At 58.1% G+C, this 11849-nt stretch carries 12 protein-coding genes; 4 read left to right on the top strand and 8 right to left on the bottom strand.

All coding sequences use genetic code 11. The features are described 5' to 3' along the window. Positions 1–71 precede the first annotated feature (71 nt). From CBW22_RS09385 to CBW22_RS09370, 4 genes are all read right to left on the bottom strand, one after another. Complete coding sequence (locus tag CBW22_RS09385; RefSeq protein ID WP_021507880.1) at positions 72–1235, bottom strand: HD-GYP domain-containing protein; 1164 nt, start codon at positions 1233–1235, stop codon at positions 72–74. Positions 1236–1326: 91 nt separating this feature from the next. Continuing rightward, positions 1327–1659 carry a HigA family addiction module antitoxin gene (locus CBW22_RS09380; protein ID WP_058775157.1) on the bottom strand — a complete coding sequence of 111 codons (333 nt, stop codon included), beginning with the start codon at positions 1657–1659 and terminating at the stop codon, positions 1327–1329. 48 nt (positions 1660–1707) lie between these two features. Further along, positions 1708–2007 (bottom strand): type II toxin-antitoxin system RelE/ParE family toxin, encoded by a 300-nt coding sequence (locus CBW22_RS09375; RefSeq protein WP_059013049.1) that lies wholly within the window; start codon positions 2005–2007, stop codon positions 1708–1710. Between the two features lie 59 nt (positions 2008–2066). Then, positions 2067–3461 (bottom strand): MFS transporter, encoded by a 1395-nt coding sequence (locus tag CBW22_RS09370; RefSeq protein ID WP_058775155.1) that lies wholly within the window; start codon positions 3459–3461, stop codon positions 2067–2069. 435 nt (positions 3462–3896) lie between these two features. On the opposite strand from CBW22_RS09370, the gene CBW22_RS09365 reads away from it, so the two are divergent. Next, the gene (locus CBW22_RS09365) at positions 3897–4811 is read left to right on the top strand and encodes a sugar ABC transporter substrate-binding protein (RefSeq protein ID WP_021507882.1); all 915 of its coding nucleotides are present in this window, start codon (positions 3897–3899) and stop codon (positions 4809–4811) included. 129 nt (positions 4812–4940) lie between these two features. Here CBW22_RS09365 and CBW22_RS09360 read toward each other — a convergent pair whose 3' ends face one another. The 3 genes from CBW22_RS09360 to CBW22_RS09350 all read right to left on the bottom strand — a co-directional run bounded on the left by CBW22_RS09360 (position 4941) and on the right by CBW22_RS09350 (position 6697). Next, complete coding sequence (locus CBW22_RS09360) at positions 4941–5264, bottom strand: contact-dependent growth inhibition system immunity protein (protein WP_088516522.1); 324 nt, start codon at positions 5262–5264, stop codon at positions 4941–4943. Position 5265: 1 nt separating this feature from the next. Then, on the bottom strand, positions 5266–6096 hold the full coding sequence (locus tag CBW22_RS09355; RefSeq protein ID WP_088516542.1) for an RNase A-like domain-containing protein: 831 nt from the start codon (positions 6094–6096) through the stop codon (positions 5266–5268). Positions 6097–6202: 106 nt separating this feature from the next. Beyond that, positions 6203–6697 carry a GNAT family N-acetyltransferase gene (locus tag CBW22_RS09350; RefSeq protein WP_088516521.1) on the bottom strand — a complete coding sequence of 165 codons (495 nt, stop codon included), beginning with the start codon at positions 6695–6697 and terminating at the stop codon, positions 6203–6205. Between the two features lie 63 nt (positions 6698–6760). Here CBW22_RS09350 and CBW22_RS09345 point away from each other — a divergent pair, with 63 nt between their 5' ends. Continuing rightward, positions 6761–8593 (top strand): ABC transporter ATP-binding protein, encoded by a 1833-nt coding sequence (locus CBW22_RS09345; protein ID WP_088516520.1) that lies wholly within the window; start codon positions 6761–6763, stop codon positions 8591–8593. Here CBW22_RS09345 and CBW22_RS09340 read toward each other — a convergent pair. Continuing rightward, a complete protein-coding gene (locus CBW22_RS09340; RefSeq protein ID WP_088516519.1) occupies positions 8590–9714 on the bottom strand; it encodes a GNAT family N-acetyltransferase in 1125 nt (374 codons plus the stop codon). The two genes, CBW22_RS09345 and CBW22_RS09340, sit on opposite strands and share 4 nt — an antisense overlap. 185 nt (positions 9715–9899) lie before the next feature. On the opposite strand from CBW22_RS09340, the gene CBW22_RS09335 reads away from it, so the two are divergent. Continuing rightward, the gene (locus tag CBW22_RS09335) at positions 9900–10799 is read left to right on the top strand and encodes a LysR family transcriptional regulator (RefSeq protein ID WP_088516518.1); all 900 of its coding nucleotides are present in this window, start codon (positions 9900–9902) and stop codon (positions 10797–10799) included. Positions 10800–10897: 98 nt separating this feature from the next. After that, positions 10898–11839, top strand: a complete 942-nt coding sequence (locus CBW22_RS09330; protein ID WP_058759362.1) for a glutathione S-transferase family protein — start codon at positions 10898–10900, stop codon at positions 11837–11839. Positions 11840–11849: the final 10 nt, after the last annotated feature.

Raw genomic sequence — 11849 nt, 5'->3', positions numbered from 1 at the left:
CGCGGCGCGGCATAAAGAAGGGGTAAAAAGGCGCAGAGCGGGCGTAAAGAAAGTATAAAAACGCGGGCAGATCAGGCGCTTTCCAGCGCCCAGATGCGGTTCAGGTCAACGTTGTGCCACAAGCCGCTGTCCTCAGCGCCGGTGATGGTATCGGTGCAGAAGCTGTCGCCGAGGTCCAGCGCTTCCGGTTTGACCTCGCGCTGCGAATGCAGCGACCAGAACACATGCACTTTGGGCTTCAGCAGCGATTTTTCTCCGGCCTGCACCACCAGCGCCACGCGCCCGGAGGCCAGCCGTACCAGCGATCCCACCGGATAAATACCGATGGTGCGCACAAACGCGTGCAGCAGCGCACTGTCAAAGTGGCCGCGCCAGCTCAGCATATTGTGCATCGCCTCCGCCGGCGTCCAGCCTTTGCGATACGGGCGATCGGAGGTCACCGCGTCGTAGACGTCACACACCGCCGCCATGCGTGCGTAGAGCGAGATCTCTTCGCCCTGCAGCCGATGCGGATAGCCGCTGCCATCGAATTTTTCATGATGATGCAGCGCAATATCCAGCAAATCTTCATCCGCATGGGCTTCCATCAGCATTTGCGCACCGACGATTGGATGCTGGCGCATAATCGTAAATTCTTCGTCGGTGAGCTTATCCGGCTTGTTGAGGATGGTCAGCGGCACCGCGGCTTTACCGACGTCATGCAGCAATCCGCCCATGCCCACGCGCCGCAGCTGCTGCTCATCCAGCCCCATTTTCTTGCCCAGCGAAATCATCAGACCGCACACCGCCATAGAGTGCAGGTAAGTGTAATCGTCATGATTTTTCAGCCGCGCCACGCTGAGCAGCGCGGTCGGCTCGCGGGTAATCGATCCGGCAATTTCATCCACCAGCTCAAGAGTAAAGGCAAGATCGAGGCCCTGCCCCATGCGCGCTTCGTTGAACATCGCCAGCACCTGCGGCTTGCCCTGATTGAAGATGCACTGCGCCTGATCCATCTCGCGGAAAAACGGCGTCTGCGGAATGTCTTTTTTCGGCTGCGGCGTGGCAGGCGCGCGCACCGACCGCTCGGGATCGATCCATACCTGCTGGATCCCCTCGTTACGGATCAGGGCGATCTGACGCTTATCGGTGATCAGCATCTGGTTGCGAATGCGTTTGTCCTTGATCCACCAGACCTCAAGCTTGTGGATAAACATGCCTGGCCGCAGCTCGTCAACGGTAATCAGCTTTATCACGATATCGCTCCTTAATATCAGTGGATGGTAAGGAGTGATATCGGCAGCTGAGCAAAAAATCTTCAGGGCGGCGTGACTGGTCGGGTCAGGTTCAGGCAACCTGCGTGCCGCGCTGGGCTAAAAAGGCACTCAGCGTCATGACACGGCTTAACTCCTCCTGCGTTCTGGCGTCATTTTCCACTTCCCACTGATCGAGATGACGCTGCAGGTTAAGCCAGAATTCAATCGAGGTGGCGAAAACCCGTGCCAGCCGGTAGGCCATCTCAGTGCTGAGTTTACGGTTGTTATTCACCAGCGCGCTGACGGTGTTGCGGTGCACATTCAGCATCTCCGCCAGATCATTCACTTTGAGGTTGAGCGGTTCGAGAAATTCATACTGCAGGACGTCCCCCACGCTGGTGGGTTTGCGCATTGCTTGTTTCATAAGGTGCTCTCTTTGGTACGGGTAGCGGGCCAGAAGGGATCGTTAGCGCTATTTTTTGTAGCGGTGCGGATCCAGATACAGATCCCAGGCTTCGCCTTTTGCCCACTGGAAAATTAGCCGATACTGCGCGTTAACCCGAATCGAATAATAACCCAGCAGCGGCGGCTTCAACGCTTCAAAACGGTTACCCGGCGGCGAACGCAGATCCTGATGCGAAGTGGCGGCATGAATGATATCCAGCTTACGCGCCAGCGCTGATTCAATCGCACGCGGAATCTGCGCATGCGGTGTCCCATGGGTATAAAATTGTGCCAGCCAGGCCTGACGAAACGCCCTGATTGAACCCATCCTGCTTCCCTGCCTGTCTTACGAACCAGCAGGTAAAATAGTGCACTCATGCACAGTGCTCAAGTGCACTTTTTAACATCATAGTTTATTTCCGATCGGGATTCCAGATCGGCAACCTCAGACCGATCGCCTACGCGTTCAATCGGGCCCATCACCAGCAGGAACAGCAGTGCCGCGACGACACAGTGCGCGCCGACGAACACCAGGCCAATGCTGTAGCTGCCGGTCAGGCCAACGATCACGCCAAACAACAGCGGCGTGATAAAACCCGCCATGTTACCGATGCCGTTGAAGATCGCGCCGGCGAGGCCAACTGCTTCTTTGGGCGCCGTATCGCTGACCACGGTCCAGGTGCCCGCGCCCGCCGCCACACCTTTGCCGAAGAAGGCAAACGACATGATGGCGATAATGCCGGCGTTGGAAGGGATCACCGCCGCCAGAATCAGCGAGGCGGCCATCAGCATGCCAACGATGTACGGCGTTTTGCGCGCCCACGACAGGCTCCAGCCGCGTGCCAGCAGCTTATCTGAGATGTAGCCACCGCTGATGCCGCCCAGAAAGCCAAACAGCGCCGGTGCAATGGTGGCGAAACCGGCATCCAGAATGTTCATGCCGCGCGCCTGCACCAGATAGATCGGGAACCAGGTAATGAAGAAGTAGCTAAGCGCGATGGTGCAATACTGGCCGAGGTAGGCGCACCACAGCATGCGGTTGGTGAGCAATGTTTTGAACATCGCTTTGCTGACCGGTGGCCGTGCGCGCAGCGTTTGCGCGGCGTCGATATCCACCAGCGCGCCGCCCTGTTCAATGTAATGTAACTCGCTGGCGGAAACGTGCGGATGCTGACGCGGGCTGCGCATATAGCCCGCCCAGACAAATACCGCCAGCACGCCGATGCCGCCGAGCACAAAGAATGGCCATTCCCAGCCATAACGCGACACCAGCCAGCCGGAGAGCGGTGAGAATATCGCCACGGCAAAGTATTGTGCCGAGGCAAACAGCGACGATGCGCGTCCGCGTTCTGCGCCCGGGAACCACATGATGACTGCGCGGGCGTTAGCGGGAAAGCTCGGCGCCTCAATCAGGCCCAGCGCGAAGCGCAGCGCAAACATCAGCGTCAGCGCCATGGTCATGCCACTGGAAAACTCACCGACAAACCCCATCAGCAGGGTCGAAACCGACCATAGCGCCAGCGTCACGCCGTAGACCTTTTTGGTGCCGAAGCGATCGAGAATCAATCCGCCGGGGATCTGGCCGATAACATACGCCCAGCTGAAGGCCGAAAGGATCAGGCCGAGCTGGATCGCCGACAGGCCAAACTCCTGTTTGATCGCTGAGCCGGAGATCGACAGGATCGAGCGATCGGCATAAGCGACCACTGACAGGAACAGAATCAGGCAAAGGATCCAGATACGCACGTGGCTGTTCTGGCTGCGGTTTTTGCGTTGCAACATAGGCTGAATTCCTTGATGGAGGAGCATCCTGCCCCGAAGCGATGATGGTCAGGAATACCGCGCAGATTTCCCTGTTCAGCAACTATAGGAAGCCAGTGTTGCTCTGGTCATTGTGCGAATGAAGGAATCCGCGCGGCGAAACGGCGCGGGTTTTGGTCGCTGACACAAAGCCGGGTGCGGTAGCGCACAAAATCTTTAATCCGTGCTGGCTTTCGCCGCGGAATGTGCGCCAGCGCTGAGAAAAGAGTTTGCGCGATCACTATGAGCAGGCAAAGCATCCATGCGCGTCGGGCAAATTGTGCGCTGCACAGCAAATTACCACGCAGCAGATTGCCAGCTCTGCTGCCGGCTCGTAGGCTGAAAATGATTTCATTGAGCCATTTTCAACACCAATGAAAAATTTATTCCAATAAACAGCTTACTCTGGAGTCTGCGATGAAAACCCTCAAGGCGATACTGTTACTTGGCCTGCTGACCAGTTCTGCTTCCGCGCTGGCGGAGAAGATCGGCGTGTCGATGGCCTATTTTGACCAGAACTTCCTTACCATTATTCGTCATGCCATTGATAAAGAAGCTAAAGCGCGCGGGCTGGATGCCCAGTTTGAAGATGCGCGCGGCGACGTCGGTCGCCAGACCGACCAGGTGCAAAGTTTTATCAGCGCCGGCGTGGATGCCATCATCGTCGATCCGGTGGATTCCGCCAGCACACCACAGCTGACCAGACTGGCGCAGCAGGCGAAAATTCCGCTGGTGTACGTCAACCGCACGCCGGGCGATAAAACCCTGCCGCCCGGCGTGGTGTTTGTCGGTTCGGACGAACGCGAATCCGGCACGCTACAAATGGAGGCGCTGGCTAAACTGGCGAACTATAAAGGTAACGTGGCGATCATGATCGGCAACCTGACCGATGCCGGCGCGCTGCAGCGCACCAAAGATGTCGAGCAGGTGGTGGCGAAATACCCGGGCATGAAAGTGGTACAGAAGCAGCCAGCAAACTATGCGCGCAACGAAGGCATGGACCTGATGCTCAACTGGATTGGCAACGGTGAAGCGATCGATATCGTCGCGGCCAATAACGATGAGATGGCGATTGGCGCGGCAATGGCGCTGGCAAAGAGCAATAAAAAGATTCTGGTGGGCGGCATCGACGCCACGCCGGACGGCCTGAAGGCTCTGGCGCAGGATAAGATGCAGGTGACGGTGTTTCAGGACGCCATCGGCCAGGGCAAAACCTCGGTAGACGTGGCGCAGAAGCTGATTAAAGGCGAGAAAGTGGCTTCACACGTGTGGATCCCGTTCGAGCTGGTGACCAAAGAGAATATGCAAAAATACGTCGAGCGCAGCCAGTAGCCGGCGGACACTGCCGGGGCGCGATTGTGGCGAGCTGAGTTGCCTGGTGCGCATGAATGCGCACCCTACAGGCTACCTGTAGGGTCGCTATTTATAGCGACCTGGTTCGGTGGGCCACTTCCAGCGGTCTTAGCTGAGCTGATCGGATTGTTCAGCCAGCGCTTTGCGTAGGTTTGTGCGTACCCTATGCAGAAAATCGACAGCAGTGGTGCCCCATAAATGAGGATCAAACTCGTCCTGAAAATACGCTTTGAATGTCCTTTCTGGATCCGAACTTTCACTCAAAAAAAGATCAATATCCGCCGCTAGTCCCTGCCAACTGGCGGGATGCTCGTTGCGTAAAAACGCATCAATTTTTGGCTCGATTTCATCACTATCATCTATAAGGTCATAGTCCTGACCAAAATATATTGTAATGAAACAGCCTAGCTCATTGAAATTTGAACGGTTCATGTCAGGCCTTAGGAAACGCAGTAAGAATAAAATAGGGTTTTCCATGCCACTGCTCAAAACGAAGCACCAACCGAACCCTATAGCAGCGAATAACGTCCGGGGAACCACGACGAATCATGATACCTGTCTGAGTGGCAAAAATTCTCTCCAGTTCCATTTTGGCATTCATTCCGGGAGGGAGATGTTTTACCCACATTTCTATCTGGTGGCTATTGTCCCTGATTACCCGACTAATTAGCTGCTCCGCCTCATTCACTGTCCTGAAGCTACTGGTCGCGTAAAGAGAGGGCCTGCGTTCCAGCCTGGCAACTAACTCTTCAGCTGTTTTACCAATATGGCGTTCAAGCGTGTGTCCGCCAGTGCTGCCCGCTAGCGCTTCATGAACCGCCAGGTTGATGCGACCAGAGCGTACAGCAGCAACGCGCACGGCTCCTGCCGCAAACGCGAAACTCATGGGAATCGCAACATCCACCGTCATGCCTACATGTAGGGCGGTTTGGCTATCCGCCCCTAAGGTTTCTGCGAGCTTCACGGCTGAATGATACGTATCAGTGCTGACATTGCGACCTGTCCAGACCTGTCGTAATGAGGCCTGTATGGTATCAAGTCCATGTGTACCGACAACAATACAACCAGCTTTGGTCAACATCGTGGGTTCTGGAACCACGCACATAGCCCCAGCACCGAACATTTCTGCCACACCACCGATAAGTCCCAGTCCACCAAAAAGACGATTGCTGAGTGTTTCTCCTTCGCTGATATTTTTGTCTGATAGCACAGCCGCCATGTGCACAGGCGATACAGCAATTTTCAATCCATCATTTTCATCCATAAAACGCATCTCCGTTTGAAAAAATTCCATTTTGGCCAATCAGTAGTGCGACAGCATCACGATGTTTACTCTTTGATTCATTACAGTGGGTTTACGACCGCAACCATCACTCGCGCAGTATCGCCATGACGATAATGTCGTGGTACTCGCCCTCGCGCAGGCAGGCTTTGCGCTTCACGCCTTCCTGCTCAAAGCCCAGGCGCTGATACAGACGCAGCGCGCGCTGGTTGTCGTGAAACACTTCCAGCTCAACGCGGATTACGCCCAGCCAGTTAAAGGCATAGTCGATACCGGTGCGGATCAGCCGCTCACCGATGCCGCGACCGCTAAACGCCGGATCGACGCCAATACCAAAACTGATGCTGTGACGCGTACGCGGCCGCTGTTCGGTAAACAGCGTCAGCTCGCCCACCATCTGCCCGTCGATTTCCGCCACAAAACCGATATAGCCTTTGCTGTCCATCCGCTCAAATTTTTTCTGCCAGGTGGCGACGCTGGGAAACGGCAGCTGCGTGGTCCAGCGATACACCTCGGGATGACTGTATAAACGTTGATAGGCGGCGGCATCGCCCGGTTCGCGTCCGCGAATCTGCAAATCCATGTCGATAATCCCTGTTCAGTTGCACTAAGCTGTTAACTCTCACCGATCGGAAAGAGTGGCCTTATGTTGTATCGTCGTTTTGAACGTTTTATCAATATTTTTCAGGATGCCCCCACCGATTCCCCACCCGCCAGCGTGTGGCCGTTTTACCTCTATTATCTGCGTCAGGTGTGGCCAAGTTTTGTCGCGCTGCTGATTGTCGGACTGGCGCAGGCGCTGATCGAAGTGGCGCTGTTTAGCTATCTCAGCCGTATTATCGATCTGGTCAATCACACCACGCCCGCTTCGCTGTTCAGCGATAACTGGCCGATTCTGCTGTGGATGGCGGCGGTGGCGCTGGTGCTGCGGCCGGTGGTGATCGCGCTGCACGATATGCTGGTGCATCAAAGCATTAACCCCAGCATGACCAGTATGATTCGCTGGCAGCATCACAACTATGTGCTGCGGCAGAGCCTCAATTTCTTCCAGAACGATTTTGCCGGCCGTATCGCCCAGCGCATCATGCAAACCGGTAACTCGCTGCGTGACTCGGCGGTTCAGCTGGTGGATGCCATCTGGCACGTGGTGATTTACGCCGTGACCTCACTGGTGCTGTTCGCGGAAGCCGACTGGCGCCTGATGATTCCGCTGATCGTCTGGATTGTGGCGTACAGCCTGTCGCTGCGCTTCTTTGTGCCGCGCGTTAAGCAGCGCTCGGTGGTGTCATCCGAGGCGCGCTCGAAGCTGATGGGCACCATCGTTGACGGTTACACCAATATCGCCACCCTGAAACTGTTTGCCCATAACGATCTGGAAAAACGCTACGCGCGCGACGCCATTCAGGAACAGACCGACAAAACCCAGCACGCCAGCCGCATGGTGACCAGCATGGATATCACGCTGTCGACGCTCAATGGCCTGCTGATTGTCAGCACCTCCGGCCTCGCGCTGTGGCTGTGGAGCCAGTCGCTGATCAGCGTAGGTGCCATCGCGCTGGCCACCGGCCTGGTGATTCGCCTGGTGAACATGTCCGGCTGGATCATGTGGGTGGTGAACGGCATCTTCGAAAACATCGGCATGGTGCAGGATGGCCTGAATACCATTGCGCAACCGCTCAGCGTGCAGGATGCGCCGCAGGCGAAAAAGCTGCAGGTGACGCGCGGCCAGATCCGCTTTGAGGATGTGCGCTTTGACTACGGCGGCGGCCGCCAGGTGATTAACCGCCTGAATCTCAACATCAAGCCTGGCGAGAAAATCGGTCTGATTGGCCCGTCCGGCGCCGGTAAATCGACCCTCGTGAACCTGCTGCTGCGGCTGTATGACATCAACGGCGGGCGCATTCTGATTGACGATCAGGACATCGCGCAGGTCACGCAGGCGAGCCTGCGCAGTCAGATTGGCATGATCACCCAGGATACATCGCTGCTGCACCGCTCAATTCGCGAAAACCTGCTGTACGGTCGCCCGGATGCCAGCGAAGCCGAGCTGCAGGCGGCGATTGTGCGCGCCCGCGCCGACGAGTTTATCCCGCTGCTCTCCGATCCGCAGGGCCGTACCGGGCTGGATGCGCACGTCGGCGAGCGCGGCGTCAAACTCTCTGGCGGCCAGCGCCAGCGTATTGCCATCGCCCGCGTGCTGCTGAAAGATGCGCCGGTTCTGATCATGGATGAAGCCACGTCGGCGCTCGACTCGGAAGTGGAAGCGGCGATTCAGGAGAGCCTGGAGACGCTGATGCAGGGCAAAACGGTGATCGCCATCGCCCATCGCCTGTCGACCATCGCGAAAATGGACCGGCTGGTGGTGCTGGAGAACGGCGGCATTGTTGAGATGGGTAACCATCGCGAACTGCTGGCGCACGGCGGGCTGTACGCGCGCCTGTGGCAGCATCAGACCGGCGGATTTGTCGGCGTCGATTAATCGCCGCGCCGGTAAGGCAGGGCGTCGCGCGCTTCCTGTGCCCAGGCGCGTACCCCTGCCCGCTCCTGCTGCAAAAAATCCCCGACCGCGTCACGCAGCCCCGGATGGCACAGATAGTGCCAGGAGTGGGTAAGTTGCGGTTCAAAGCCGCGCACCAGCTTATGCTCGCCCTGCGCACCGGCATCAAAGCGCTGCAGCCCTTCGGCGATGGCGAAATCCATGCCCTGGTAGAAACAGGTCTCGAAGTGCAGCCGGTCAAACTCCGCCAGACAGCCCCAGTAGCGGCCATACAGCGTGTCGTCATCCACCAGACAGAAGGCCATGGCGGCGGGCTGCTGCTGTAGCGTGGCGATCACCACGCGAATCGCCTGCGGCATCCGCTCCGCCAGCAGGCTGAAGAAGGAGCGCGTCAGATAAGGTCGCTGGCCGCGCACCGCGTAGGTGTTGGCGTAGCAGGTATACACAAAATCCCACTGATCTTCACGCAGCTCATCGCCGCGATACCAGTTAAACGCAAAACCGCTGCTGACCACCTGTTCGCGTTCTTTGCGTAGCTGCTTGCGTTTGCGCGACATCAGCGTGTCGAGAAAGTCGTGAAAATCGCGGTAGCCGCGATTGTGCCAGTGATACTGCACGCCGAGACGCGCCAGCCAGTCCGGCTGGGTTGCCAGCAGCGCGTTGGCGTGCGGCGTGGTGAAGTTGATATGCGCCCCGCTTAAGCCGTGCCGCTGCAACGCATCGGGCAGCGCCTCCAGCATCGGGATGATGGCCGTCTCGTCGCCCAGCAGACGCGCACCGGTCACCGGGCTGAACGGAATGGCGCCGAGCCATTTGGGGTAATAGGCGATACCGGCACGCTGGCAGGCATCGGCCCACGCGTGATCGAACACATATTCGCCCCACGAGTTGCGTTTACGGTAGCCCGGCAGCGCTGCCCGCAGCCTGCCGTCTTGGCGCCACAGCAGATGATCCGGCTGCCAGCCGTTTTCCGCGCGCACGCTGCCACTCTCTTCCAGCGCGAGCAGGAAGGCGTGACGCAAAAAAGGTTGATTGTCAGGTAACAGCGCATCCCATTCGGCAGCGGTGATCTCCGCCAGCGATGACAGGTGAAGCAAAGGCATTGGTGGCTCCCGGCCAGCTTAAGGCGAACGCCTAGTTCAGCAGGTTTTGCCGCCGTGCGAAAGGTGCGGCGCACTGAATGTAAAGCGGGTCGTTGCGCCATGCTGCGTACATTGCTGTCGCGGCCCGTGCCACGATTTTTCACTTCGCCTGTGTATACTCACCCTTTTCCCTTGCAGGAAATGCCATGGATCGTCTTGATTGTGATCGCATGTTTGTCGCCGTACTCGAAGTCGGCAGCTTTTCCGGAGCCGCCGCCCGACTCGGCACCAGCAGCGGCCAGGCGTCAAAGCTGGTGTCGCGTCTGGAGCAGCAGCTTGGCGTGCAGCTGTTCAAGCGCAGCACACGGGCGCTGTCGCCCACCGAGATCGGCCGCGCCTATTATGAGCGGGTGAAAACCCTGCTGGAGGCGTTCGACGCGCTGGATGCCACGGTGCAGGAGAATGCCCGCTCTCCTACCGGCCGCCTGAAGATCAGCGCACCCGGCACCTTCGGTACCGCGGTGCTGGCCAGCGTGCTGGTGGCGTTCGCGCGTCACTATCCGCTGATTGAGCTGGACGTCAACTTCTCCGACCGCGCCGTGAATATCGTCGATGAAGGCTTCGATATGGCGATCCGCATCGGCAAGCTGGACGACAGCAGCCTGATTGCGCGCCGTCTGGGCGAGGTGCCAATTCGCCTCGCCGCCGCGCCCGGCTATCTGCTGCAACACGGCACGCCGCAGCACTGGCGCGACCTGGCGACGCATCAGTGCATCAGCGATACCAACTTTCGCGATCCGTGGCACTGGCCGTTCGTCACGCCGTGCGGCGACAGCGTCAGCATGCCGATTCGCGGCCGCCTGTGCTTCTCCAATACCGAAGCCTGCCTGCAGGCGGCGCTGGCCGGCCTCGGCATTGCGCGTCTGCCCGGTTTTATCGCTGCACCGGCGCTGCAGCGGGGCGAAATCGTCACGCTGCTGGAGGACTTTGCGCCGCCAGCCATGGGCCTGTTTGCCCTGTATCCGCCCGCGCGCCATCTGGCGCAGAAAACCCGCCTGCTGATCGACTTTCTGGCCGAGCACTTCCGCCTGCATCCGCCCGGCTGATTCCTTCCATTATGGAAACAATCAAAGCCGTTTTGCCCGGATTATCAGCATAACGACAGCACGGTAAGCTGCTGACATCACTTCAGAGGAGCAGAGCGATGTTGGTAAACGGTAAGTGGAGCGCAGAGTGGCATCCGGTTCAGGCCACCGATAAACAGGGTGGCTTTGTACGCCAGACTTCCAGCTTTCGTCACTGGATTAGCGCCGATGGCAGCAGCGAATTTGCCGCCGAGCCGGATCGCTATCATCTGTACGTCGCGCTGATCTGCCCGTGGGCCTCGCGCACGCTCATTGCGCGCAGCCTGAAAGGGCTGGAGCAGATTGTCAGCGTGTCGGTGGTTGAGCCGCAGCTTGGCGCGCAGGGCTGGCGCTTCGGCGATTATCCCGGTGCCGATCGCGACCCGCTGAACAACGCTGAGTATCTCCACCAGCTGTATACCCGCGCCGACGCCGACTTTACCGGGCGCGCCACCGTGCCGGTGCTGTGGGATAAAAAAACCCAGACCATTGTTAACAATGAGTCGGCGGATATTCTGCGCATGTTCAACAGCGGCTTTGGCGATCTGGCTGACAACCGGCTCGATCTCTACCCTGAGGATCTGCGCCCGGAGATCGACGCGCTGAACGCAACGATCTATCCGCGTCTCAATAACGGCGTTTATCGTACCGGTTTCGCTACCACCCAGGTGAGCTATCAGCAGGCGTTTAATGAGGTGTTTGAGCAGCTGGATGAGCTGGAGCAACGGCTGAAAGATGGCCGCACTTTTCTGCTGGGTGAACGACTGACCGAAGCCGATATCCGCCTGTTCGTGACCCTGATACGCTTTGACGTCGCCTATCACGGCCTGTTCAAATGCAACCTGCGCCGCCTGCGCGATTACCCGCTGCTCGATCGTTATCTGAAGAGTGTGCTGGCGGTCTCCGGCGTGCGGCAAACGGTGAACATCGACCACATCAAACAGGGCTATTATTCGATTAAAGCGCTGAATCCCAACGGCATCGTGCCGGCGGGACCGGATTTGGCGGACTACGGTTTTTAAGGAGCAGGGC

Source organism: Pantoea sp. VS1 (assembly GCF_002207995.1).
Lineage (GTDB): Bacteria > Pseudomonadota > Gammaproteobacteria > Enterobacterales > Enterobacteriaceae > Pantoea > Pantoea dispersa.
Note: the sequence above shows the minus strand (reverse complement) of the source record. Positions and strands in the feature narration are given on the sequence as shown.